General features: G+C 71.7%; 25 protein-coding genes, 1 tRNA gene and 1 pseudogene. 21 read left to right on the plus strand and 6 right to left on the minus strand.

Going from position 1 to position 24,599, the window contains the following annotated elements:
* Positions 1 to 43: 43 nt before the first annotated feature.
* Positions 44 to 340: a hypothetical protein gene (locus ACZ7DY_RS28205; protein ID WP_471139814.1), complete on the plus strand. Its 297-nt coding sequence runs from the start codon at positions 44 to 46 to the stop codon at positions 338 to 340.
* 75 nt (positions 341 to 415) lie between these two features.
* Here ACZ7DY_RS28205 and ACZ7DY_RS28210 read toward each other — a convergent pair whose 3' ends face one another.
* The 3 genes from ACZ7DY_RS28210 to ACZ7DY_RS28220 form a co-directional block, all read right to left on the minus strand.
* A complete protein-coding gene (locus tag ACZ7DY_RS28210; protein WP_471139816.1) occupies positions 416 to 1,138 on the minus strand; it encodes a phosphatase PAP2 family protein in 723 nt (240 codons plus the stop codon).
* A gap of 238 nt (positions 1,139 to 1,376) precedes the next feature.
* Positions 1,377 to 2,387 carry a C40 family peptidase gene (locus tag ACZ7DY_RS28215; protein WP_471139818.1) on the minus strand — a complete coding sequence of 337 codons (1,011 nt, stop codon included), beginning with the start codon at positions 2,385 to 2,387 and terminating at the stop codon, positions 1,377 to 1,379.
* 138 nt (positions 2,388 to 2,525) lie between these two features.
* Positions 2,526 to 2,975, minus strand: a complete 450-nt coding sequence (locus ACZ7DY_RS28220; protein ID WP_471139821.1) for an ATP-binding protein — start codon at positions 2,973 to 2,975, stop codon at positions 2,526 to 2,528.
* Positions 2,976 to 3,170: 195 nt separating this feature from the next.
* Here ACZ7DY_RS28220 and ACZ7DY_RS28225 point away from each other — a divergent pair, with 195 nt between their 5' ends.
* The 12 genes and pseudogenes from ACZ7DY_RS28225 to ACZ7DY_RS28280 all read left to right on the plus strand — a co-directional run.
* Positions 3,171 to 4,016 (plus strand): helix-turn-helix domain-containing protein, encoded by an 846-nt coding sequence (locus tag ACZ7DY_RS28225; protein WP_471139824.1) that lies wholly within the window; start codon positions 3,171 to 3,173, stop codon positions 4,014 to 4,016.
* A gap of 10 nt (positions 4,017 to 4,026) precedes the next feature.
* Positions 4,027 to 4,224 (plus strand): DUF397 domain-containing protein, encoded by a 198-nt coding sequence (locus ACZ7DY_RS28230; protein WP_471139826.1) that lies wholly within the window; start codon positions 4,027 to 4,029, stop codon positions 4,222 to 4,224.
* Between the two features lie 7 nt (positions 4,225 to 4,231).
* Complete coding sequence (locus ACZ7DY_RS28235; RefSeq protein WP_471139829.1) at positions 4,232 to 4,507, plus strand: DUF397 domain-containing protein; 276 nt, start codon at positions 4,232 to 4,234, stop codon at positions 4,505 to 4,507.
* Positions 4,508 to 4,849: 342 nt separating this feature from the next.
* Positions 4,850 to 5,581 (plus strand): DUF4232 domain-containing protein, encoded by a 732-nt coding sequence (locus ACZ7DY_RS28240; RefSeq protein WP_471139832.1) that lies wholly within the window; start codon positions 4,850 to 4,852, stop codon positions 5,579 to 5,581.
* A gap of 157 nt (positions 5,582 to 5,738) precedes the next feature.
* Complete coding sequence (locus ACZ7DY_RS28245) at positions 5,739 to 7,397, plus strand: hypothetical protein (RefSeq protein WP_471139835.1); 1,659 nt, start codon at positions 5,739 to 5,741, stop codon at positions 7,395 to 7,397.
* A 216-nt stretch (positions 7,398 to 7,613) separates the two neighbouring features.
* Positions 7,614 to 7,922 (plus strand): hypothetical protein, encoded by a 309-nt coding sequence (locus ACZ7DY_RS28250; protein WP_055570172.1) that lies wholly within the window; start codon positions 7,614 to 7,616, stop codon positions 7,920 to 7,922.
* A 263-nt stretch (positions 7,923 to 8,185) separates the two neighbouring features.
* Positions 8,186 to 9,034 carry a DUF8175 domain-containg protein gene (locus ACZ7DY_RS28255; RefSeq protein WP_471139838.1) on the plus strand — a complete coding sequence of 283 codons (849 nt, stop codon included), beginning with the start codon at positions 8,186 to 8,188 and terminating at the stop codon, positions 9,032 to 9,034.
* A complete protein-coding gene (locus ACZ7DY_RS28260; protein ID WP_471139840.1) occupies positions 9,024 to 10,406 on the plus strand; it encodes a hypothetical protein in 1,383 nt (460 codons plus the stop codon). Before ACZ7DY_RS28255 ends, ACZ7DY_RS28260 begins: the two co-directional genes overlap by 11 nt.
* Complete coding sequence (locus ACZ7DY_RS28265) at positions 10,403 to 11,962, plus strand: SCO6880 family protein (protein ID WP_471139842.1); 1,560 nt, start codon at positions 10,403 to 10,405, stop codon at positions 11,960 to 11,962. Before ACZ7DY_RS28260 ends, ACZ7DY_RS28265 begins: the two co-directional genes overlap by 4 nt.
* 17 nt (positions 11,963 to 11,979) lie before the next feature.
* Positions 11,980 to 13,380: an ATP-binding protein gene (locus tag ACZ7DY_RS28270; protein WP_471139844.1), complete on the plus strand. Its 1,401-nt coding sequence runs from the start codon at positions 11,980 to 11,982 to the stop codon at positions 13,378 to 13,380.
* Complete coding sequence (locus tag ACZ7DY_RS28275; RefSeq protein ID WP_471139845.1) at positions 13,370 to 14,995, plus strand: type IV secretory system conjugative DNA transfer family protein; 1,626 nt, start codon at positions 13,370 to 13,372, stop codon at positions 14,993 to 14,995. The genes ACZ7DY_RS28270 and ACZ7DY_RS28275 overlap by 11 nt, the downstream gene beginning before the upstream one ends.
* A 121-nt stretch (positions 14,996 to 15,116) precedes the next feature.
* Positions 15,117 to 15,254: pseudogene (locus ACZ7DY_RS28280) on the plus strand (LuxR C-terminal-related transcriptional regulator); the annotation flags it as partial.
* 37 nt (positions 15,255 to 15,291) lie between these two features.
* On the opposite strand, the gene ACZ7DY_RS28285 reads toward ACZ7DY_RS28280, so the two are convergent.
* Complete coding sequence (locus ACZ7DY_RS28285; RefSeq protein WP_471139848.1) at positions 15,292 to 16,029, minus strand: TetR/AcrR family transcriptional regulator; 738 nt, start codon at positions 16,027 to 16,029, stop codon at positions 15,292 to 15,294.
* Positions 16,030 to 16,095: 66 nt separating this feature from the next.
* On the opposite strand from ACZ7DY_RS28285, the gene ACZ7DY_RS28290 reads away from it, so the two are divergent.
* Positions 16,096 to 17,655, plus strand: a complete 1,560-nt coding sequence (locus ACZ7DY_RS28290; protein WP_471139850.1) for an MFS transporter — start codon at positions 16,096 to 16,098, stop codon at positions 17,653 to 17,655.
* Between the two features lie 90 nt (positions 17,656 to 17,745).
* Positions 17,746 to 18,360 (plus strand): NADPH-dependent FMN reductase, encoded by a 615-nt coding sequence (locus tag ACZ7DY_RS28295; RefSeq protein WP_471139853.1) that lies wholly within the window; start codon positions 17,746 to 17,748, stop codon positions 18,358 to 18,360.
* Between the two features lie 31 nt (positions 18,361 to 18,391).
* Here ACZ7DY_RS28295 and ACZ7DY_RS28300 read toward each other — a convergent pair whose 3' ends face one another.
* Positions 18,392 to 18,943 (minus strand): GNAT family N-acetyltransferase, encoded by a 552-nt coding sequence (locus ACZ7DY_RS28300; RefSeq protein ID WP_471139855.1) that lies wholly within the window; start codon positions 18,941 to 18,943, stop codon positions 18,392 to 18,394.
* Positions 18,944 to 19,021: 78 nt separating this feature from the next.
* On the minus strand, positions 19,022 to 19,783 hold the full coding sequence (locus ACZ7DY_RS28305) for a class I SAM-dependent methyltransferase (RefSeq protein ID WP_471139947.1): 762 nt from the start codon (positions 19,781 to 19,783) through the stop codon (positions 19,022 to 19,024).
* Positions 19,784 to 19,938: 155 nt separating this feature from the next.
* Here ACZ7DY_RS28305 and ACZ7DY_RS28310 point away from each other — a divergent pair.
* The 6 genes from ACZ7DY_RS28310 (at position 19,939) to ACZ7DY_RS28335 (ending at position 24,490) form a co-directional block, all read left to right on the plus strand.
* Positions 19,939 to 20,037, plus strand: a tRNA-Gly gene (locus ACZ7DY_RS28310).
* A 253-nt stretch (positions 20,038 to 20,290) separates the two neighbouring features.
* A complete protein-coding gene (locus ACZ7DY_RS28315) occupies positions 20,291 to 20,497 on the plus strand; it encodes a hypothetical protein (protein ID WP_471139858.1) in 207 nt (68 codons plus the stop codon).
* Positions 20,498 to 20,750: 253 nt separating this feature from the next.
* Complete coding sequence (locus ACZ7DY_RS28320) at positions 20,751 to 21,695, plus strand: ATP-binding cassette domain-containing protein (protein ID WP_471139860.1); 945 nt, start codon at positions 20,751 to 20,753, stop codon at positions 21,693 to 21,695.
* Positions 21,692 to 22,519, plus strand: coding sequence for an ABC transporter permease (locus ACZ7DY_RS28325; RefSeq protein ID WP_471139862.1), 828 nt, complete (start codon positions 21,692 to 21,694; stop codon positions 22,517 to 22,519). Before ACZ7DY_RS28320 ends, ACZ7DY_RS28325 begins: the two co-directional genes overlap by 4 nt.
* 43 nt (positions 22,520 to 22,562) lie before the next feature.
* Positions 22,563 to 23,813: a sensor histidine kinase gene (locus tag ACZ7DY_RS28330; protein ID WP_471139865.1), complete on the plus strand. Its 1,251-nt coding sequence runs from the start codon at positions 22,563 to 22,565 to the stop codon at positions 23,811 to 23,813.
* Positions 23,810 to 24,490 carry a response regulator gene (locus ACZ7DY_RS28335; protein WP_471139868.1) on the plus strand — a complete coding sequence of 227 codons (681 nt, stop codon included), beginning with the start codon at positions 23,810 to 23,812 and terminating at the stop codon, positions 24,488 to 24,490. The genes ACZ7DY_RS28330 and ACZ7DY_RS28335 overlap by 4 nt, the downstream gene beginning before the upstream one ends.
* The last annotated feature ends 109 nt before the right edge of the window (positions 24,491 to 24,599 follow it).

Genomic DNA, 24,599 nt, shown 5'->3' on the forward strand with positions numbered 1-24,599 from the left:
CCCTCGGCTGGCCCACCCGGCTGGACAGGCGTGCGCTGAGGGCATGACCACACCCCGCAACACCCCACGCCCTCGCGGCGGGCAGCGCCCCCGAATAGCCGCCGTCACCGCGACGGCGGCGGCCCTCACACTGGCCGTCACGGGCCCCGCGGCGGCCTTGGAGACGGCCCACGCCACCCCACGCGCCGCCGCCCCATCGGAGGCTGCGGCGCGGCATCCCGAGGCGGGCCCTCTTGCGCTCGTCTCCGCGGCCGTCACCGGGGCCGCGGCGGGCGCCGGCGTCTGGCTGCTGCGCCGCCGCCCGTCCCGCGAGCCCGACGCCGACCGGACGGACCGCTAGCGCTACCGCTAGGCGCGCACGTACTCACGTACCCGCGCGGGCCACAGGAACCGCTCCGCCGGGCGGCGAGAACCGCTAGGCGGCGAGGTCGCGCTCGTCCGGGTCGGCCGTGGCGCCCGACGGGGAGGCCGACGACGAGGTCCCGTTCAGGGGAGCCGTGACGGGGGCGACTTTCCGGTCCCAGACCAGCCATCCCGCGCGCCGGGTCCGCCCGATCACCTTGGTGAGCGGCGTGAGCAGCGCCATGGCGAGCGGCGAGAGGAGCAGGGCGACGGCGGTGCCGAGCGCGAAGCCGCCGACGACGTCCGTGGGGTAGTGCACGCCCATGAAGACCCGGCAGAAGCCCTCCAGGGCGGCGAGGCCGAGACCGATGAGCCCGAACTTCCGGTTGGCCACGAAGAGCCCGGCGCCGACGGCCATGGCGAGCGTCGCGTGATCGCTGACGAAGGAGTAGTCGTTCTTGCCGTCCACCAGGAGTTCGAGGCCGTGGTGGACGCGGAACGGACGCGGCCGTTCCACGAAGCCGCGGATGGGGATGTTGACCAGGACCGCGATCCCGGCGGCGAGCGGTGCCCAGACGACGGCGGCGACCGAGGAGGCGGCGTCGTCGAGGGTGGCGCGCTTGCGCTGGCCCCACCAGCACCAGACGACGAGCAGCACCAGGGCGAGCAGCAGGCCGTACTCCCCGACGAACGCCATGGCGCCGTCGAACCACGACGGGGAGTCCTTCGCCAGGCCGTTGATGTCGTAGAGCAGGCTGACGTCGGGGTTCGACCCGGATTCATCGAGTCCAGCCATGGCGCTGCGGCCCCTTGTCTCCTAGCCCTCGGGCGCACCTTTCTGTGCGCCCTGTCCATCAACCCCCGTGGTCGGTCCAGTCAAGGGAACGCCCAGTCCCCCGCACTACGTTCCACTCTCCACCGAAAGATCACTGAGACGTTACCGAAGAGAGACTCGTCGCCGCAGCTCAGGGGAGTTTTTTAACGGAGAGTTCAAGCCACATCACGCCGCGCGCCTGCTTCCGCACGCCGCACCGTCAGACCTCTGACGGCTTCTCCGGCAAGGCCTTGGCCCCGTCCTCGGTGACACGAGTCGCGCCAAAATAATCCGGGGTGTCGATCGGGTCGAACCGGATCACGGCGCCGGGCCGCGGGGCGTCGATCATGTAGCCGCCTCCGACGTAGATCCCGACGTGCCGGATGGCGCGGGAGTTGGTCAAATCGTCCGAGAAGAAGACCAGGTCACCGGGGAGCAGCTCGTCCCTCTTGGGGTGCGGTCCCGCGTTGTACTGGTCGTTGGCGACGCGCGGCAGCGTGATGCCGACGGTGCGGTAGGCGGCGAGGGTGAGTCCGGAGCAGTCGAACCGCCCGTTCTGCTCGGCGGTGCCGTTGCCGCCCCACAGGTACTCGGTGCCGAGCTTCTTCTGCGCGTAGTAGATGGCACCGGCCGCCTGTTGCGAGGGCGCGACCCGGCCGACGGGGCGCGCGAAGCTCTTGGAGAGGTTCGTGATGGTCTTCACGTAGTTCTGGGTCTCGCGGTAGGGCGGGACGCCGCCGTACTTGATGACGGCGTAGGCGCCCGCGTTGTACGCGGCGAGCATGTTCTCCGTAGGGCTGCCGGGAGCGTCCTTCACATACTTGGCGAGCTTGCAGTCGTACGAGGCGGCGGAGGGGATGGCGTCCTGCGGGTCCCAGATGTCCCGGTCCCCGTCGCCGTCCCCGTCGACGCCGTGCGTGGCCCAGGTGCCCGGGATGAACTGCGCTATCCCCAGCGCCTGCGCGGGGCTCTTGGCACGCGGATTGAAGCCGCTCTCCTGATAGAGCTGGGCGGCGAGCAGCGCGGGGTTGATCGCCTTGCAGAGATTGCCCCACTTCTGCACGAGGGGCTGATAGGTCGCGGGCACGGCCCCCTTGGCCAGCCCGACGGAGCCACCGCCCACTCCGTTGGCGAGGTTCCCCGCGGCCATGTAGGTCCCGACGACGAGCAGCGCGATGAAACTGAGGGCACCGCCGATCCCGACGGACGCGACCAGCCACGCCTTACGCACCGTCAACCACCCCTCACCCACCGGTAGCCCACCGGCGCCAAGTGTAGAGCCCGAACCCCTCGCCGAGCCCCCGGAACGACCCCCGACTGAGGCGAATCTCCGGGCCGCCCGAGTCGCCGGCCCCCGGCCCGCGGTGGATCACCGGCACGTACGCGACCGCCACGGGGAAGCGGGCGTGACCTCGGCCCACAACAGTTTCCCCGCGGCCTGCTCGGGAGCGGCTCCCCACCGGTCGGCACAGGCCCGCACGAGGTGCAGCCCCCGACCGCTCTCCGCCGTTTCCGACGGGTGGTGGCCGGGGGCGCGGTCTTCGGTGAATCCGGGCGGGATCTGCGGGTCGGAGTCCCACACGGCGACGCGGACCCCCTCCGGGGAGGAGGCGCGGAGACGCAGTGCGTACGGGCCGTCGGTGTGGCAGTGCGCGTTGTTGAGCAATTCTCCCGCCAACAGCTCAGCCGTAGGCGTGAGTTCGCTGAGCCCGTAGGTCTCCAGGACCGCGCGGAGGGTGGCGCGGGCGATGCGGGGAGCCCGGGGATCATGCGGGAGGTGGAGGGTGTAGGTCCAGGGCGGGGCTACGGTTGGGCGCATGGAAGTCTCCGTGGTGAGCGGGGAGTTGCCGGATGATGCCCGGTGACGATGCCGCTCCGTCGAGCGGGGTTCTTCCGGGCGAGGGCCCTGAGCCATAACGTAGCGGGGCTCGGATAAAGCGTTATCGATATCGCGTAAAAGGGCTGGTCTGCCACTCATGTGGGTGACCGATCGCGGGCGAGAGGCGAGCGAACCGTGAGATCCAACCCAACGGGCCGTCAGTTCCGTTTGGGCGCAGAGCTGCGCAAACTCCGCGAACGGGCGGGACTCACCTCCACCGAGGCGGGTCAACTGCTGGGCGTGAAGCAGAACCAGGTCAGCAACATGGAGTCGGGGCGCATGGGGGTGAGCCCCGAACGCGTACGGATGCTGGCCTGCCACTACGACTGTCCGGACAAGGCCCTCGTCGACGCCCTGGCCCGTATGACGGGCGACCGCAGGCGTGGCTGGTGGGAGGAGTACCGAGAGCTGCTGCCCGGGCTCCTGCTCGACCTGGCCGAGCTGGAGCACCACGCCCTGTCGCTGCGCGACAGCACGACCGCCCGCGTCCCCGGCCTGCTCCAGACCCCTGAGTACGCGAGAGAGATTTTCCGCCAAGCGGTCACCGAGCTTTCGCCGCCCGACATCGAACACCGCGTCTCGTTCCGCATCAAGCGCCAAGCGGTCCTCTACCGCGACGACCCCATGCCGTACGAGGCGATCATTCACGAGGCCGCCCTGCGCATGAAGGTCGGCGGTTCCGCCGTCGCACGGCGACAGCTTCAGCACCTGCTCGACATGAGCGAACGCGACCACGTCTCCGTGCGGGCCATCACCTTCGACGCCGGCGCCTATCCGGGGTCGGGCCAGTCGATCTACTTCGCGCGCGGCCCCGTACCCCAGCTGGACACCGTGCACCTGGACCAGTCGCACGGCTTGGTGTTCCTCGACGCCGAAGCCCAACTGCACAAGTACCGCATCCTCTTCGACCGCCTGGGCGCGGTTGCCCTCGACCCGGCCAAGAGCCGAGACCTCATCCACGCCGCCATGCAGGATCTGTGAAGGAGCCTCGATGAACACCGACTGGCAGAAGTCCTCCTACTGCTCGGAGGGCAACTCCTGCGTATACGCGTCCGCGGCCCCCGGAGGGCAGATCCGGCTCACCGAGAGCAGTGACCCCACCGAAGCGATACTCCACACCGCCCCCGAAGCCTTCGCGGCGCTCATCCGGAGCGCCAAGCTCCGACCCACGACGCAGAAAGGGCGCTGACCCTGCCGTGAACGAGTCCTGCAGCCCGCGACCCGCTGCCGTCCCCGCCGGCCTCGACTGGATCCGGGCCGCCCCTGAGGGCGAGCAGGGCCCCGGCCCTTGGATCGAGATCGCCTTCGGGGAGGGAGACGCCGTCCACCTCCGGGAGACCAGTGACCCGGACAACGTCGTCACGACCACCCGCGAGAAGTGGGACGCCTTCGTGCTCGGCGTGCAGGCCGGCGAGTTCGACCATTTCGTGGAGGGCATCGGCTCACCACCACCCTCGCCCCCGTCCGCGTAACCCCTGCCCCCCGGGGCCCTACCCCACGAACTCGCCCGTCGGAATGCAGCCATCCACAGGGCGGGCGCCGTCGAGACGTCTCCGGCAGGCCCAGCAGGGCATGTTCATGATCGTGGCGGCCCTGTGCGTGATCGTCGCGTCCCATGGCGGCATTCCAGGCGGGTGGCATTTCCGCAGGTCAGAGCCCCTTCGCGCATTCCAGCGTCCCTGATCGTCCGGTGCTCCTTGCCCCCTCCGAGTACCGCCCGCTTCGCTGTTCACCAGGCCGGACAGCCCGGCCCGGCACAACCACCTTCAGCAACCACCTCACCTCACTTCACTCCACTCAGTCACGGGGACCTCATGAAGCACGCCCACGCCACCAAGACCCTTCTCGCCGGCCTCGCCCTGATCAGCACCCTCGGCCTGACCGCCTGCAACGGGGACGACGGCAGCGGCGCTGACGCGGCCTCCGCGGGTTCCTCCAGTGGCTCGACCGGCGGGAGCGGCAGTTCCGACGGCGGCTCCACCGGTTCCGGCGGATCCACCGGCTCGTCCGACCAGGGCGCCAGCGGCGCCAGCGGCGGCAGCAGCGGCAACAGCAGCAGCGACGACGCCGGCAACGGCCAGGGCACCTCCGCCGGCACCGGCTCGAACAAGGGCGGCAAGGTCGGCATGTGCCGCAGCGACGAGCTGGAGGTGACCGCCGTCGACAACTCCACCGACAAGACGGAAGGCGTCGTCACCGTCGTCTTCAAGAACGGCGGCGGCCGTGACTGCTCCATCAACGGCTACGCGGGCGTCGACCTGAAGGCGGCCACCGGCGACACCATCTCCGTGGACCGCAACGGCGAGCCCTCCCACTCCGAGATCCTCAAGGACGGCGACTCCGCCGCCTTCAACATCACGTTCCCCGTCAACAACACCGGCGGCTCCGGCGTCCGCATCGCCAAAATCCTCGTGACCCCGCCCAACGAGACGAAGACGGTCACCATCGCCTGGCCCGCCGGCACCCTCCCGGTGAGCGAGGACGGCGGCGGCACGAAGCTGTCCATCGGTCCGGTCGCCGCGGTCAGCGACTCCCCCGCGGGCTGAGGTGGCCCAGGGACCCCTGTGACCGGAGAAAGGTACTGGTCACAGGGGTTCGAGCGGTTCCTCGACGCCCAATTGACGCACCCTCGGCCACCCTCGATGGTGGGTGGACCGAGCGTCACGGGACGGCGACGACGTCATTGGCCGGGGGGAGCCGGAGATGGGGCCCAGGGATCAGCACGCCGCGGAGCCGGCCGACGAACGGCCCGGCGAGTTCGGCCCACCCCCACCCGTACCCCCGCCACCCACCACACCCCCATCAGCCGCGCCCCCACCCCCAGCCTCACGACCGACCACAGCACCTCCCCCACCCCCGTACGCCCCATCCCCACCCCCAGCCCCCACCCCCCTCCACCCCACAGCCATAGCCCTCCTCAACCTCACCGGACTCGGCCTCGGCTACCTGGTCCTGCGGCGGGTCCCGTTCGCCGCGCTCTGTTGCGCGGCCACCGCCGCCCTGCTCGTCGTCGCGCTGCCCGCCGATGTCGACCGCGTCCCCGTCGGTGTCCTCGTCGCCTACGCGGCCGTGCTGCTCCTCGCCGCCGCGCACGGCGCCCACCGGGCCCGCCGGGACCGGGACCGGTGGCCGCGCCCGCTGCGGGCGCCCGTCGCGGTCGGGCTCGGGGTCGTCCTGCTGGCCGTACCCGTGGGGGGCGCGTTCGCGTACGAGGCGGCGCACGACGAGGCGGTCGAGCGCATGCTCCTCGCACGCCTCGACAAGGCCGACCGCATCGTCGCGGAGCTCGACGGCCGGCCCTTCGGCGGCGCGGCCGAACGCCGGTACGAGAAGGCCCTCGCCATCTACCGCGGCCTCGCCGAGGACCACGGCGGCTCGAAGGCCGCGGCCCGTTTGCCCGACAGCCTCGAGGCGTACTACGAGTCCGTCGCCGCGCCCTACGCCGACAAGCGGTACTGCGAGGCCGTCGCCCCGCTCGAACACCTGCGGACCGTCCCGCGCATCCTTGGCAGAAGCCACCTCGGCAAGCTCGCCACCTGGCCGGACGACCGCCTCGCCGCCTCGCTGTACAGGTGCGGGACCGACGCGCTCGGCAGCGCCGACGCGAACGCCCCGCTGAGCGAACTCCTCCGCACCTTCCCCGAGTCGGACCAGGCCGCGCGGGTGGGTCCCGCCCTGCGCGCCGCCGTCGACACCCGCTCGGCCGCGCTCGCGGGCTCCGACCCGTGCCCCCACGTCGACGCGCTGCGCGCCCTCGGCGGTACCGCGGACGCCCTGCCGGGCGGCGGGGTGGACGCGCGGAGCCTGCGCGCCGCGGCCGACCGCGCCGTGGAACGCGGCGTGTACGCCTGTGGCGTGGACCAGTTCGAGGACGCCGACTTCGCGAAGGCGGCCGCGACCCTGAACGGCTTCGCCGGGAAGTACCCGGACAACGCGCACCACGACCGGGCCAGGGACATCGCCATCGCCGCGGAGATCGCCGAGGAACGCCCCGCCGCCGGCCGCGGGCTGCCTCCGGCCCACCCCACCCGCGGCGGCGCAACCGTCGACTTCGTCGTGGCCAACCTCGGCCCCGGCGCCCTGGAGGTCCTCTACACCGGCCCCACCACCGGCACCCTCCACCTCAAGGACTGCCCGTCGTGCCGCATCTACGCCACCAAGACCGAGGGCGACGCCGCGTGCCGGGCGGGCGTCGGGAAGTACCCCAGGACCACGCTCAGGCTGCCGGCGGGCGAGTACCACTTCCTCTACAAGCGGGCCACCGTACGCGATCGAGCCGACGGTGCGCGGCTCAGCACCGCCTACCGCTACACCGACTGCTCCTTCGTGACCCGCGGGGCCGCCGGGCTCGGGCTTACTTAACACCTGGTCAGGGGCACGCCGGGCCGTCATTGCCCGGCGTCGTACCGCGTGATACACAGAGTCACCGGACGTCACGTGCGAGGAAACGCACGAAGTCAGCCAACGAATGGCGCCAAGGCGACATGCGCGGGCCCGATTGTCGGCGAGAATGAGCTGTCCTCTGTACCGAGGTAGGCAGAGGTGGCAGAACAACCCACTAGGGGCGGTGAGTTACACATGCTTATGGCAGCCGAAAAGGGCGACATCACCACCATCATCGGCGGGATCGCCCCCGACTGGGGTCCCTTCGGGAGCCTGGGCAACGAGGCGCGCGTGATGATCGAGGTCGTGATGGCGATCGCCATCCTCCTCTGTCTCGGCATCGCGATCTGGGGCGCGGCGAAGCAGCGCATCGGCGCGACGGCGCTGCGCGACACGTTCAGCGCGGAGCAGGGCAAGGGTCTGATCATCGCGGGCCTGACCGGAGTCTTCATCATCGGCTCGCTCGGCACGCTCTTCACGATCGTCTACGGCATGGCGGTCTAGTACGGCACGGGGCGGGCCGGTCCCCCACCCGCCCCGCCCCTCCCCCACGTCCCCCTCCCCACGTCCCCACTCCCCCTGTCCCCTTCTCCCCTGTCCCCACTTCTCCCTGTCCCCACTCACCATCCGTCCGTCGTGCCCACCGGCTGAGGTTGCAACTCCCTGATGTCGAGTCACCACACCGCGCCCGCGCGGGAACCAGCACGGCTACCGTCATACGTGTCCTACGTGACGGTCCAGCGAGAGGTTGAGGGGGCGTACGCGGCATGACTCCCGACGACGACCGGAACGACGGCCTCTTCTTCGGCGGCTCGGGGGAGACCCGGACGCGGCTTCCCCACGGGGAGGGCGGAGGCGACGACGTCTACGGCGGCACGCGCAGATCCGGCCGCCCCGGACGGTCGTCCTCCCGCAGCCTGGTCACGGTCGTCGGCGTGGTGGTCCTGCTGATCGCGGCGATCGCGTTCGCCAACCGCGGGGACGATTCCTCTTCGGGGGGCGGCGACGGCAAGAAGCCGGAGGCGGCCCCGACGGCGCCCTCCGGCGAGAAGCCGGTCGGCGGCAAGAACGGGACGATCCCGGCGGGGTTCGCCAAGACGGAGCAGGGGGCGCAGAGCGCGGCGGCGAACTATGCGGTCGCTCTCGGCTCCGCCGACATGTTCAACAAGGATCTGCGGCACGGCATCGTGAACACCGTGTACACCCCCGACGAGGCGGCGAAGCGTCAGCCCGAGCTGGACAAGGTGTACTCGGACGAGAAGTTCCTGACCCGCATCGGCCTGAACCCGGATGGCTCAGCCCCCAAGAACACCAGGTTCGTCTCGCGGATGATTCCGGTGGGCACCAAGGCCACGAAGTTCAGCGGTGACACCGCGAGCGTCGAGATCTGGTACTCGTCCCTGTTCGGCCTGGCGGGAGAGGCCGCCAAGAACCCGGTGTCGGAGAGCTGGTTCACCAACACCTACGAACTGCGGTGGGTCGGCGGCGACTGGAAGGTCGCCGACTTCCGGCAGAAGGACGGCCCCGTCCCGGTAGGGCGCGACCAGCGGGCCTCCACTGCCGACGACATGGCGAAAGCAGTGGAGCAGTTCGGAGGGTTCACCTATGCCCGGTAGCACCCGTCACCGCACCCTGACCCTCGCCGCCGCTGTGACGACAGTCCAGACGGCGGCCGTGCTGCTGGCCACCCACGCCTTCGCAGCTCCGGACCCGAAACCGTCGGAGGACCCCTGTGGGCTCATCCGGGGCCCCGCCAAAAAGTACTGCGAAAAAGGCCAATCCGGCGGAGGCGGAGACAACAAATACCCCACCGACGGCCCCCTCCCCGACTCCCTCGACCCCCTCAGCTCCCTCGCCAAGGGCTGTGCCGACGCCGCGTCCTGGACCGTCGACAAGCTCTCCGAGGCCGTGAAGGACACCGCGAACGTCGACTTCACGAACCCCCAGTTCCTCCAGCAGTACGCCGTCGTCTTCGCCGCGTCGACCGTCCTGACGCTGCTCCTGTGGCTGCTCGCCGTCGCCAAGCGGGCGGTCCGCGGCGTGCCGCTGACCACCGCGATCTCCGAGGCCATCGGGTTCCTGTGGCTGACGGTGCTCGCGTCCGCCTTCACGCCGCTGATCCTGTACACCGTCGTGTCGGCGACCGACGGCGTCACGGACGTCATCGCGAAGGCGACGGGCGGTCAGACGGACACGTTCTTCGGGACGTTCTCGGGCGCGCTCAAGAAGGGGGACGACATCGGCGGCGGTCCGATCATGCTGATCGTCGTCTCGCTGGTGTCGATCCTCGCCGCGGGCGTGCTCTGGCTGGAGCTGGTGATCAGGGCGGCGCTCCTCTACGTGGGGGCGCTCCTCGGCACGGTCGTCTACGCCGGCCTCGTCGACAAGAACCTGTGGACGCACGTCCGCCGCTGGGCGGGGATCATGATCGCGGTGATCCTGGTGAAGCCCATCATCGTCATCGTCCTCGGGCTCGCCGGCGCGCTCTCCGCCGACGACGGTCCCGACTCGTTCTCCGCGGTCGTCTCCGGGCTCTCGATCATCCTGCTCGCCATCTTCGCGAGCGCCATGATCTACCGCTTCGTCCCGGGCTTCGGCGACGAGATCGCGGGTTCCCGCAACAACCGCATCATGCGCGGCGCCGAGAACAAGGCCGCCGCCGTGATCAGCTCCCCCGCCTCCCTCGTCTCGCAGGGCATCAAGACCCACAGTGCCCGCGGCAACGGAAGCGGCGGGGGCGGGAACCAGGGCGGCGGCAGCCAGCCGCGCCCCGCCCATACCGCAGGCAGCGGCGTGGCAGCCCACAGCAGCCGGCCCACCGGCGGCTCCGGGGGCGGCGGCTCGTCGAACGGCGGCGGATCTGTCCCCTCCGCCGCACCCCCGCCGCGCAGCAGTGCGACGGACACCCCGCACGCGGGCAACCGCGGCGGTTCCCGCACCAGCAGCACCCCACGCAGTACCAACCGCACGGGAGGTGAAGGGCGTTGACGACCCAGTCCCACGTGTCCCAGCCGGTCGCGCCCCGCCGCACATATCTGATCGGCCGCGCCCGGCCGAACGCGATCGTCGGCAAGAACCGCGAGACCGGGGAGATCGCCCTGATCATCGTGGGGGCGTTCCTCGGCATGATGTGCGGGCTCCTCGTCCCCGTCCTCTCGCTGCGCATCGTCCTGCTGACGGGCCTGCCGATGCTCGCCATCGCGGCCGTGTACGTCCCGTACAAGAACCGCACCTTCTACAAGTGGTTCGAGATCAACCGCAGCTACAAGCGGTCCCTGAAGCGCGGTACCGCCTACCGTTCCGCGGCGCCCGAGGCCGGTGTGCGGCTCGACGGGCGCGAGGTGGAGGTCGGGCCGCCGCCCGGCATCGGCCGGATCAACTGGCTGGCCGCGCCGTTCGGCCCGGACGAGATCGCCGTGCTGCTGCACGCGGACCGCCGTACCGTCACCGCCGCGATCGAGATCGAGGGTCCCGGTGTCGGCCTGCGCGACTCCGAGGACCAGGAGGCGCTGGTCGACCGGTTCGGGACGCTGCTCAAGCACGTCGCGAACGGCGACGGCTTCGTCACCCGCCTGCAGATGCTCGCCCGTACGCTGCCCGCCGACCCGGACGCGCACGCCAAGGACGTCAGCGTGCGGGGCGACGACCGGGCGCTGCCCTGGCTCCAGCAGTCGTACGACCAGCTCCAGTCGATGGTGTCGACCAGCAGCGAGCAGCACCGCGCCTACCTCGTCGCCTGCATGCACTACTCCCGGGACCTGGCCGCCGAGGCGCAGGCGATGGCCCGCGCGGCCCGCCCGCAGGGTGGCCGGAAGCTCGACAAGGACGCCGGTCTCGCCGTGGTGATGGCGCGCGAGCTGACCGACATCTGCTCGCGGCTCCAGGAGGCCGACATCCGGGTCAGGCAGCCGCTCGGGCAGGGGCGGCTCTCCTCGCTGGTGCACTCGATGTACGACCCGGACCACCCCATCGACCACATCCAGGCGATGACCAAGCGCAACGCCTGGCCCGCCGAGCTCGACGCCATGGAGCCCACCTACCTCCAGGCCAAGACCCGCGAGTCCTCCACCCGTGCCCCCTGGTGCCACGCCACGGCCTGGGTGAAGGAGTGGCCGATGACGCCGGTCGGCGTCAACTTCCTCGCGCCGCTGCTCGTCCACACCCCGGACGTGATCCGCACGGTCGCCGTGACGATGGACCTCGAACCCACCGAGGTCGCCATCGAGCGGATGCTGACCGAGAAGACCAACGACGAGGCGGAGGCGAGCCGCCAGGCCAAGATGAACCGCACGGTCGACCCCCGCGACATCGCCTCGCACACCCGTCTCGACCAGCGCGGCGAGGACCTGGCGAGCGGCGCGGCCGGCGTCAACCTCGTCGGGTACATCACGGTCTCGTCCCGTTCCCCGGAGGCGCTCGCGCGCGACAAGCGCACCATCCGTGCCTCCGCCGGCAAGTCGTATCTGAAGCTGGAGTGGTGCGACCGCGAGCACCACAGGGCCTTCGTCAACACGCTGCCGTTCGCGACCGGCATCCGACGCTAGAGGCGAGGGCTGCCACCATGCGGGATCCCCTGACCATCCTCACCGACGCCTTCACCTCCTTCCTCTTCGGCAAGGTGGAAACGACCAGGCTTCCCGTCCGTACGTCGACGGGGCAGGCCCAGGCGGTCTACCTGCCGACGGCGGCACCGGGTCTCGGCGACTCGGGCGTGATCATCGGACGTGAGGTGTACTCCGGCAAGGGGTACATCTACGACCCGTTCCAGCTGTACGGGCAGCAGCTGCCCGCGCCGCACTGGCTGGTGCTCGGCGAGTCCGGCAACGGCAAGTCGGCCCTGGAGAAGACGTACGTCCTGCGGCAGCTGCGCTTCAAGGACCGCCAGGTCGTCGTCCTGGACGCGCAGGGCGAGGACGGCGTCGGCGAGTGGAACCTCATCGCCCAGGAGCTGGGGATAACGCCCATCCGGCTCGATCCGACGGCCGCCCTGGACATGGGCATCCGCCTCAACCCGCTGGACCCGGCGATCACGACGACGGGCCAGCTGGCGCTGCTCAGGACCATCATCGAGGTCGCCATGGGGCACGGGCTCGACGAGCGGTCGGGCTTCGCGCTCAAGGTCGCGCACGCGTACGTGAACGAGACCATCGTGGAGCGCCAGCCGGTGCTCACCGACATCGTCGAGCAGCTGCGCCACCCCGAGCCGGAGTCGGCCGAGGCGATGAACGTGGCCATAGACGACGTACGGGCCTGGGGCCTGGACGTGGCACTGGTCCTCGACCGGCTGGTCGACGGTGACCTGCGGGGCATGTTCGACGGTCCGACGACGGTCGGCATCGATCTGGACGCCCCCCTGATCGTCTTCGACCTCTCGCACATCGACCGCAACTCGATCGCGATGCCGATCCTGATGGCGATCGTGGGCGTGTGGCTGGAACACACGTGGATCCGGCCCGACCGCGTCAAGCGCATCTTCCTGGTGGAGGAGGCGTGGCACATCATCAACTCCCCCTTCGTGGCGCAGCTGTTCCAGCGGCTGCTGAAGTTCGGCCGGCGCCTCGGCCTGTCGTTCGTGGCGGTGGTCCACCACCTGAGCGACGTCGTGGACGGCGCGGCGGCCAAGGAGGCGGCGGCGATCCTGAAGATGGCGTCCACGCGCACCATCTACGCCCAGAAGGCGGACGAGGCGCGCGCGACGGGCCGGGTGCTCGGCCTGCCGAGGTGGGCGGTGGAGATCATCCCGACCCTCACCCCCGGCATCGCGGTGTGGGACGTCAACGGCAACGTCCAGGTGGTCAAGCACCTGATCACGGAGACGGAACGGCCGCTGGTCTTCACCGACCGGGCCATGACCGAGTCGTCGGCCGACCTGGCCCACGACGCTCCGGCCGACGACGCGATGCGGGCGGCCGAGCTGGAGGCGGAGCAGCGGGCGGCGTACATGGAGCAGCATGCGGGATGAGTGGGAGCGGGGCCGGGACCCGCGGGCGCGGCAGCCCCAACGGGGCGTGCCGGACGGGCTGTTGGTGGCGTTCCTGGCCCTGTTGCTCGGAGCCACGGTGCTCGTCTGGTCGGCCACGAACCTCGCGGCCCGGTTCGCGCGCGGCGCCTGGCCGGAGAAGGTCTCTTTCGGCCATACGCCGCCGGCCGTACGGCACTTGATCGGTCAGCCGCACGACGTGGCGGGTGCCTGGCCCGAGACGCCGCCGGGGCAGCTGTCGGGGTACGGCCTGTTCTGGGGGTTGTTCATCGGCCAGCTGCTGCTCCTGATCGTGCTGGCCGTCTTCGTGATGGGGACGGTGGCGCGGTGGCGCGCGGTACGGAGGCGCAGCCGGGAGGCGGCCGCGGAGAGGTCCGGGGGTGAGCGCCGCGCCGGAGGCGTGGAGAGCATTGGGGGCGTGGAGAGCGTTGGGGGCGGTGGGAGCGGTAGAGGTGGCGGGAGCGGTCGGGGCGGCGCCCCGGTGCCGGCCCCGCAGACCGAAAGCCTTCCTGCCGAAAGCCTTCCTGCCGAAGGCCTTCCTGCCGAACCCCCTAGTGCCGAAGGCCCTCGTACCGAAACCCCTCATCCCGAGGCCCCCCGCGCCGCAGGCGTGGTGAACGGCGTGCCGGTGCCGGGTGGGGAGGCGGTGGCGGTGCCCACCCCTCGTAGCCCCCTGGTCCTCGGCAGCCCCACGGACCGCCGCCCCTTCGCCGTCGAGGCGATCCGCGACGCCGAGGGCGCCGCCCTCGTCCTGACCTCCGACCCCACCCTGTGGGCCGAGACGAAGGACGCGCGGGCCAAGCTCGGCCCCGTCCTGCTCTACGACCCCGCCCACCTGTGCGACACCCCGGCCCGCCTGCACTGGTCCCCCACCGCCGGCTGCCAGGACAAGGAGACGGCCGATCAGCGTGCCGTCGCGCTGCTCGCGCCGATAAGGCCGGTCGCGAAGCTTGACGCCGCCGTCGCCGACACGGCGCGGATCCTGATGCGCAGCTTCCTGCACGCCGCGGCGGTGGGCGACAAGCCGATGAAGGCCGTACACCGCTGGTCCCAGGGCACGCAGGTCCAGGAGGCGGTGCGCATTCTCCGTACGCACCCGAAGGCATCGTCCGGCACGGCGGGCGAGCTGGAGGCGGCCCTCACCGCCTACCCCGAACGCCGGGACATCGCGCAGGAGTTGACGGCACGTGCGCTCTCCGCGCTGTTCACGGTCCACGTCCGCGAGTCCTGCACGCCGAACCGAACTGATGCGCTCACCCTGGATTCTTTTGTGGATGAAGGGGGCACGCTTTTTGTGGTGGGTGAGGCGATCGAGGATCCCAAGTCCCACCAGGGCCCGGGTGCCATGCCCCTGTTGACGGCACTCGCCTCCAGCGTGGTCGAGCACGGCCGGCGCATGGCCGAACGGTCATCCTCCGGTCGGCTCGACCCACCAATGACGCTCGTCCTGGACGACGTCGCCGCGGTGGCTCCCCTGCCCCAGCTTCCGGAGCTGCTCGCCACCGGTGCCGACCGGGGCCTGCGCACCCTGGCCCTGCTCCGCTCCCGGGAACAGGGCAGAGCCCGCTGGCCGGACACCGGCCTCCCCACCAGCTGACGAGAGTCCCCCACTCGCGGCCCCGGCACCACCCCGCCGTCCTCGTCCACCTCCCCGCCGGGCCCGGCCGGTGGCCGAGCCCGCCGCGGGTCGCACCCGCGAGCCGCTCGGCGGCGACGAGATGCGCCGCGCCGTCGTGCGGCAGCTGGTCGCGGGCGACACGAACGACGCGATCGCCCGGCGCCTTGAGGTGTCGGGGCGCACGGTCGCGGGCCATATCGCCGCGGCCTCCCGGGAGTTGGGTTACCGCTCGCGGGCCCAGCTCGGCCACCTGATCGCCCGGACGAGCCCGGCCCCTAGCCGTCCGCCGCCGGCCCCGGCGCGACCTCGTCGCCCTCCCCGTCCGGCCCCCGCACCCCGTACAGCCGCAGGAAGATCCCCACCCCGTCCCGCACGAGCTCCTCGACCTCCTCCTCACCCAGGGGCAGCGCCCCGAAGTACGACTCGGTCGTCACGCTGCCGCCCACGAGGAAGGCGAAGTGCCGGGCCGCCTTGCGGGCGTTCGTCTCATCGACGGCGAGCAGGCCCTGCCGGCCGACCTCCAGCAGCCGGCGCCCCAGGGCCGCCTGGGAGGCGCGCGGCCCGATCCGCTGCCACTCCTCCAGGACGTCCGAGGGCAGCCGGCCGCCCTCGGGGATGATCTGGCGCACGACCGAGAAGTGCCCGGCGTGTGCCGCGCCCTGCCCCACCCATTCGCGGGCCAGGTCGAGGAGGTCCTCCTCGATGTCGCGGACCTTGCGCAGATGCCGTTCGAAGAGTGCTTCGGCGGCCTCGGTGACCGAGGCGGCGCTCTCCAGGAGGACGGCGCGGAAGAGCCCCTCCTTGTCGCCGAAGTGGTTGTAAATGGTACGCGTGGAGACGCCGGCCTCGGCGGCGATGGCGTCGATGCTCGCGCGCGTGTAGCCCTCGCGTCCGAAGACGGTGCGGGCGCCGGCGGTGATGGCCCGGCGCTTCTCCGCCATCCCCTTGCGCGGCGGCTTCTGTCCCGCACCGCCGCCGGAACTCCCCGTGTCCGCCGCTGCCTTGTCCGACATCGTCACCTCTCAGAAAAATTACAATGGACGTTGTAATTACTACAACGCTCGTTGTACTTTACTCGCATGCCCACCGAGACCGCTCCGCAGGACCCGCCCCTCCGCAGGGGCCGTCCCATCCTCACCCTCCTCGTCGTCCTCCTCGGCATGTTCACCCTGCCGATGGCGATGTCCGGCACCACCGTCGCCCTCCCCCGCATCGGCTCCGACCTCGACGCGTCGGGCGCCGCCCTCCAATGGGTGGTCGTCGGCTACTTCCTCGCCGCCTCCTCGTTCATGCTCGTCGCAGGCTCGCTCGGCGACATCTTCGGCCGCCGCCGCATCCTCACCGCGGGCGCCGCCCTCTACTCCGCCGGCACCCTCGGCTCCGCCCTCGCCCACCACATCCTGCTCCTGGACGCCGCCCGGCTCCTGTCGGGCATCGGCGCCGCCGGAGTCATGGCGAGCGGCGGCTCTCTGCTCGCCGCCACCTTCACCGGGCCCGCGCGGACCAGGGTGTTCGCCGCCCTCGGCACCACGGCGGGCGTCGGCCTCGCCGTCGGCCCCACCTTCGCGGGCTGGATGGTGGACGGCCTCGGCTGGCGCACCACGTTCCTCGTCTTCGCCGCCGCCGGCGCCCTCATCCTCACCGGCGCGCGCTTCCTCGCCGAATCCCGCGCCGATGCCCCGCCGCAGGTCGACAAGGCCGGCGCCGCCACCTTCATCGGTGGGCTCTCCCTCACCCTGTTCGCCGTCACCCAGGGCTCCAAGTCCGGCTGGGCAACGGTCGACACGCTGCTGCCGCTCGTCCTCGGCGCGGCACTCCTGACCGCCTTCGTACGCGTCGAGAAGCGCCTCGCCGCCCGCGGCCGCCAGCCCATCCTCGACCTCTCCCTGGCCCGCGACCCGGCCTTCCTCGGCTGGTCGCTCGGCACCTTCGGGCTCGGCGCGGGCACCACCGGCGTCCTGGTCTTCCTGCCCACCTACCTCCAGGGCACCAGCGGCACCTCGGCCCGCACCGCGGGGCTGATCCTGCTCCTGATGACCGTCCCCGTCCTCGCGCTGCCCCCGCTCGGCGCCCGCCTGGTCAACCGCGGCGTCCCCGCCCGCCGCCTCCTCGTCCTCTCTCTGCTTCTGATCGCCGCGGGCAATGCCTGGCTGACCACCCTGCACCCGGGCATCGCCACCACCGCGCTCGCCGGCCCGCTCCTGACCATCGGCGTCGGCCAGGGCCTGTCCCTCGGCATCATCGACGCCCAGGCGCTCGGCATGGTCGAGCCCGCGAAGGTCGGCATGGCCTCCGGCTTCCTCAACACCGTGCGCGGCGGCACCGGCGCCGTCATGCTCACCCTGATCGGCGCGCTGCTGCTGGCCCTGGTGGAGTCCCGGGTCGGCTCGGCGGAGATCGCGGGGCGCGTCACGGCCGGCGCGGGCGGCCACGCCGACCAGTTCACCGAGGCCTGGCGGATCACCCTCTGGGCCGTCGCGGGCGCCATCACCGGGCTCGCGCTCCTCGTCCACGGGCTGCTGCGGCCGCGCCCCGGCCGCCGTCCGACGGCGGGGAAAGCGGAGGCAATTGTTCCCGACGTATCCTCGTCCGTCGCCCCCACCAGGCCGCCGACCGCGACCGCGGCACGGACGCACTGAGCCGGGGGCCGAGCGCCAACCACCGCACCACGCGGTGTTTCTGACCACATGTCCACCACGTTCCGACCAGTTGTCACCAAGGAGTACGTCATGTCCACCACCCCGGACGCCGCCCCCGGCACCGCCCCCGACGCCACCGCCCCGCTCCGTCTCGCCGTCATCGTCGGCTCCACCCGCGAAGGCCGCTTCGGTCCGACCGTCGCCGACTGGTTCACCGCGGTCGCCGGGCAGCACACCGGTTACACCCTGGACGTCATAGATGTCGCCGGTCTTGAACTGCCCGCCACCCACCCGGACTGGGGCACCGAGCCCACCCCCGCGCTCGCCGCGCTCGCCGAGCGGGTCGGCGCCGCCGACGCGTACGTGGTCATCACCCCCGAGTACAACCACAGCTTCCCCGGCGCGCTGAAGCACTTCATCGACCTGCACCGCAACGAGTGGCGTGCCAAGCCGGTCGCCTTCGTCTCCTACGGCGGCCACGCCGGCGGCCTGCGCGCCGTCGAGCAGCTCCGGCTCGTCTTCGCCGAGCTGCACTGCGTCACCATCCGCGACGGCGTCAGCTTCCACAACGCCTGGGACCACTTCGGCGAGGACGGCAAGGCCCACGCCGAGGACGGCGCGGCGGGCGCCGCCAAGGTCATGCTGGACCAGCTGGCGTGGTGGGGACAGGCCCTGCGCACGGCCCGTACCGAGAACCCCTACTAGGCCGGGGCCCGGAGCCCTGGGCCGGCAGCCCTCAGGGACGCTCCAGCACCAGTTCGTACTCACGCGAAGAGGGGTCGCCCGGCACCGGGACGGCCCCTCCGCTGCGTACGAAACCGAACCGCCGGTAGAAGGCCTGCGCCCGCGGATTGGACTCGTGGACGTACAGCCGCACCCGCTCCAGGCCCGCCAGGGACCAGGCCCACCCGACGGCCGCCCCGAAGAGCGCGTCCACCGCGCCGCTCCCGCGGTGCTCGGGCCGCACGTAAACCCCCACGAGATGCGCCTGCCGCCGCTCGATCAGCCCGCCGAAGACGTCCTCCGTCCCCGCCTCCTCGACCAGCACCGTCACCGAGCCCGCCCACACCCCGTGCGGCCCCTCCACCACGAACTGCCGGGTCAGCGAGGCGCGCGCCGTCCCCGCCGCCCGCTCCCGCCAGTGGGAGTCCGGCCTGGCCGCGGCCTCCTCGTACGTCTCCAGGAAGGCGACCGGCGCCGCCGGGTCGCGCAGCGCGGCGAGCCTCAGCTCCCGCACCCGCGGCCACTCCTCTGCGCGCACGGCTCGTACGACGTACTCATGATCCATGGCCAGATCCTCGGCGAAGGCCCGGACCCGCGCAATGTCGTGTTCGTCTCAAGCCGGGATGCCGTGGGCCTGCTGTCTTCAGGCCGCGGCGCGGAAGACGTACGCCGTCATCGGAGCGGCGACCGGTCCGGGCCCCAGACGGGCCGTCACCTCCTCGACCACGGCCGCCCGTACGGCCGCCTCGTCGGCGCGCCCCTCCAGGGCCGTGTGCACCGGCGTCCCCGTGAGGAACCCGGTGGCGACGTCGGCGGCCGACCCGGCCCGGCCCTCCAGCGTCAGCTCCCGCTGCTCCTCGACGGCGAACCCGGCGGCGGTCAGGTCCGCGGCGACCGCCGCCGGGTCGGCGTAGCCGTGCGGGACCGTGGGCAGGAAGCGCGGCGCGTCGTCCGGGCAGGTCCGCTCCAGACCGGCCTGGAACGCGGCGCCGAACCCGTGCGTGCCGATCGGCCCCCAGGTGTTGAAGAGGAACCGGCCGCCCGGCGCCAGCACCCGGCGGACCTCGGCGTAGGCCGCGACCCGGTCGGGGAAGAACATCACGCCGAACTGGCAGACCACCAGGTCGAAGCCCCCGTCGGGGAACGGCAGCCGCTGCGCGTCCGCCTGCCGCCACACCGCGCCGGGCGCCCTCGCCGACCCGACGGCGACCATGGCGCCGTTCAGGTCGGTGGCCGTCACCTCGGCCGACGGCACCGCCGCGAGCAGCTCCGCCGTCACCGCGCCGGTCCCCGCGGCCAGTTCGAGGATCCTGCGGGGGCCGAGCGACGCCGCCCGGGCGGCCAGGTCCTCGGCGAAGGGCCGGAAGACCACCGGCACGAGATACCGCTCGTAGGCCGCCGGCATCGACTCGGACCACCGGCGGTCGGCGTCGTTTCCCGTCACCTCGTCGCCTTCATCATCGTCGTCACCTTCATCACCTTCGTCACGGTAGCCCCGTCCCGGGAGATCCGCCCCGAAAGATCGGCCGCCCGGCGGCGCCGCCGTAATTCGGGTGCCGTCCGGCAACCCCGTGGCTAGGGTGGAACTCGTTCAGGTGCGCAGGTTGCGGCTACTTCTCCTTCCAAGAGAGCAACGCGGGTTCGAATCCCGCCGCCGGCTTCCGGCCGGTGTCGTCCAGCGGCCGAGGACGCTTACGTCGCCGCCGCCGACTCTGATCTCTGAACACCGGAACACGGGCCGTCCGCCACGGGGGAACCTGGCGGGCGGCTTCGTCGTGCCGCGGCCGGCCCCGTACATCGGACGATCCAAATATCGGGGTCAATCGGGTGAAAACGGCGCAAGAGCGACTGCGGATCGCCGCGAGAGGGCAAGCCCGTGATGTCCCAACCGCGCCGACCAGAAAGACAACAGATGCGCATCCGCACCGCCTTCGCCGCCACCGCCCTTGCCGCCGCCGCCATCCTCGGTGGCGCGGGCGCCGCCTCCGCCGACGACGAGATGCACGACGGCGACTTCGCCCAGTCCAGCGAGCTGGGCTTCGCGCCCACGAACGTCTCGGACAACTACGCCCGGTCGTGGAACAGCGTCGCCGCGTTCGGCGACATGGTCCTCGACTGACCCGGCTGAGACCGAAGAACACACAGCGCGAGCCGTCCGTCCCGGGAAACCGGGCGGGCGGCTCCGCCGTGCCCCTCCCCCCCTCGGACGCCCCTTCGCACGCCCCCCCCGGGCGCCCAGGCTGACGGTCTGACGGCCCCCGCCCGACCGGCCACCCCTCAGGGTCGGCGTCGTACCGCGGTACCACTGGCGGCCGCCGCTTCCCGCCCGTGGTCCGACGAACCGCGTCCTCGCGCACGCCAGCATCGAGGACATGATCAGGGCATACGGACTCACCAAACGCTACGGCGGCAAGACCGTCGTCGACGACCTCGGCTTCGAGGTCCTGCCGGGCACCGTCACCGGCTTCCTCGGCCCCAACGGCGCGGGCAAGTCCACCACCATGCGGATGCTCCTCGGCCTCGACGCCCCCACCCGCGGGCGTGCCACCATCGGCGACCGCGCCTACGCGACCCACCCCGCGCCCCTGCACGAGGTCGGCGCCCTCCTCGAAGCCCGCTCCGTCCACCCGGGCCGCTCCGCGTACCACCACCTGATGGCGCTCGCCCACACGCACTCCATCCCCTGGAGCCGCGTGGACGCGGTCCTGGAACTGGCCGGCATCCACGACGTCGCCCGCCGCCGCGTCAAGGGCTTCTCCCTCGGCATGGGCCAGCGCCTCGGCATCGCCGCAGCCCTGCTCGGCGACCCGGCCACCGTCATCCTCGACGAACCGGTCAACGGCCTCGACCCCGAGGGCGTCCTGTGGATCCGCAACCTCCTCAAGTCCCTAGCCGCCGAAGGCCGTACGGTCCTCGTCTCCTCCCACCTCATGAGCGAGATGGCGCTCACCGCCGAGCACCTGATCATCATCGGCCGCGGCAGGCTCCTCGCCGACACCACCGTCGAACGGTTCGTACGCGACTCCGGCACCGGCTCCGTCAAGGTCGTCTCCCCCGAGGCCGGCCGGCTGACGGAACTCCTCGCGGGCCCCGGCGTACGGATCACGGCCGACACCCCCGGCGTCCTCGACGTGCGCGGCACGGACGCCGAACACATCGGCCGCACCGCCGCCGCCCACGGCGTCCCCCTCTTCGAACTCACCCCGCAGACCGCGTCGTTGGAGCAGGCGTTCATGGACCTCACCCGGGACTCGGTCGAGTACGTCACCCCGACGCGCGCCACCGCCGCCCACCCGTCGGAAGGAGCCGCGGCATGAACACCCTCACCACCACCTCCCGCACCACCCCGGGCACCACGCCCGGGCCCGCCCGCCCCACCGCCGCGTACCGGCTGAGCGTCAAGGGCGTCGTCCGCTCCGAATGGCACAAGCTGTGGACGCTCCGCTCCACCTGGATCACCCTGCTCACCGCGAGCGCCCTCGTCATCGCCGTCGGCATCACGATGGGCGTCACCTACGACGGGGACGATTCGGAGATCGACACGGTCGTCCTCACCCTCTTCGGCACCCAGCTCTCCCAGATCTGCCTCGCCGTCCTCGGCATCCTCGTCACCGCGGGCGAGTACTCGACGGGCATGATCCGGGCCTCCCTCACGGCCGTCCCCGCCCGCCTGCCCGTGCTGTGGTCGAAGGCCGGCGTCTTCACGGCGGTCGCCTTCACGACGAGCTTCGTGACGAACGTCGGTGCGTTCCTCCTCGCCCAGATCTGGCTCTCGGGCAGCGACAAGGAGCTGTCCCTCACCGACCCCGGCGTGCTCGGCGCCCTCGCGAGCAGCGCCGCGGGCCTCACCCTGCTCAGCCTGATCGCGCTCGGGCTCGGCGCCCTGTTCCGCTCGGTGCCCGGCGCCATCGGCGCGTTCGTCGGCGCGGTCCTGATCCTCCCCGAGGTCCTGTCGATGATGCCGTTCGGCTTCGTGGACACCGCCGTGCGGTACTTCCCCGCCCAGGCCGCGAGCTCCCTCGGCTCGGTCGCCCGGGTGGAGAACACCATCGCGCCCGGCACCGCCCTCGTCGTCCTCGCCCTCTGGGCCTGCGCACTCATCGGCGGGGCATCGGTGCTGCTCAAGCGGCGGGACGTATGACCAACCACCGTCCACGCCCGGCCCGTTGCGCGAGGATGGGGCGGTGACCGAGCCCCATCCCCTCACCCGGCACCTCCAGCGCTCGACCCAGCGGGTGCGCGCCTTCGACGGGCGCCACCCGCTCGTCTGGGACCTGGCGGTGACGGCCTTCTTCGTGATCGCCGCGCTCACCGACGGCGCAGGCGGCTGGCGCAGCACCGCCGCCGACCCCGAGGTGGCGCCGCACCTGATCACCCTGATGAGCCTCGGTCTCTCCGTGCCGCTGCTGTGGCGCCGCCGCCACCCGCTGGCCGCCCTCGCCGTGATGACGGCGACGACCGCGGCCAGCAACTGGACGGGTGCCTGGTTGCAGGCCGCCCTGATCCAGTTCATCGTCGTGTTCAACATCGCCCTGCGGCTGCCCCTGAAGACGCTGGGAGCGGCGGCCGCGATGACCGCCCTTCCGATGACCGTCTGCGTCTTCGCCTACCCGCGGAACAGCTGGGACGAGCTGATCGTCCCCCAGATCTGGTCCTTCGCGGTCGTCGCGCTCGCCGGCATCGCCGTCCGCTCCCGCCAGGACCACACCCAGGCCCTCGTCGAACGCGCCCGCCGGCTCGAGGTGGAACGCGACCAGCAGGCCCGGCTCGCCGCGGCCGCCGAACGCACCCGCATAGCCCGCGAGATGCACGACATCATCGGCCACAACCTCTCCGTCATCACCGGCCTCGCGGACGGGGGTTCGTACGCCGCCGCCAAGTCCCCCGAGCGCGCCGCCCAGGCCCTGACCGCCATCGGCACCACGAGCCGCCAGGCCCTCACCGAACTCCGCCGTCTCCTGGACGTCCTGCGCGACGACGCGCCCGCCCCGGCCGAACTCGCCCCGCAGCCCGCCCTCACCGACCTGGACCACCTCATCGACGGCGTACGGGCCGCGGGCCTCCCCGTACGCAGCACGGTCACCGGACGCCCCGACTCGGTCCCCGCGGGCCGGCAACTCACCGTCTACCGCGTCATCCAGGAAGCCCTGACCAACACCCTCAAACACGCGGGCGCCGGGGCCACGGCCACCGTCGACGTCTCGTACACCGACGCCGGCGTCACGGTGGATGTCACCGACACGGGCACGGGCGGCACTCCCGATCCAGACACTCCCGCCCCGGGCACCTCGGACCCGGGCACCGGCCGTGGCCTCACCGGAATGCGCGAGCGAACCTCGTTGTACGGCGGCACACTCGAGGCAGGCCCGCTCTCCCAACCGCCGGGCGGCTGGCGGGTCCGTCTCCATCTCCCCAAGGACAGCGAAACACCGTGACGACCGTACTCATCGTCGACGACCAGCCCATGCAGCGCTTCGGTTTCCGCATGCTCCTGGAGAGCCAGGACGACATGACGGTGACGGGTGAGGCCGGCAACGGCAGCGAGGCGGTCCGCCTGACCGCCGAACTCCACCCGGACGTCGTCCTGATGGACATCCGCATGCCCGGCCTCGACGGCATCGAGGCCACCCGCCGCATCGTCGCGTCGGGCGCCCGCACACGCGTCCTGATCCTCACGACATTCGACCTCGACGAATACGCGTACGCGGGCCTGCGCGCGGGCGCCTCCGGTTTCCTCATCAAGGACGCCCTGCCCGAGGAACTCCTCTCCGGAATCCGCGCGGTCGCCTCGGGCGACGCGGTCGTGGCCCCCAGCCTGACCCGCCGCCTCCTCGACGCGTACGCCGACCAGCTGCCGGATGCCGGCTCCGCGGCCACCGATCCGGCGGATCCGGCGGAACACCCGCGTCTGGCAGCTCTGACACAGCGCGAGCGGGAGATCCTGACGGTCATCGGCCAGGGCTGGACCAACGCGGAAATCGCCGACCGGCTGCACCTTGCCGAATCGACGGTGAAGACACATGTGGGCCGGATCCTCGCGAAGACCGGGGCGAGGGACAGGGTGCAGGCGGTGATCCTGGCGTACGACACGAAGCTGGTACGCCCGTCGTGAGGGAATTACCTCTAGAACGCAGAAAACCCCCGCACCGAAAGGTGCGGGGGTTTTCTCCAAAAGGAGTTCGGCGGCGTCCTACTCTCCCACAGGGTCCCCCCTGCAGTAC

It is taken from the genome of Streptomyces sp. NPDC037013 (assembly GCF_055607265.1).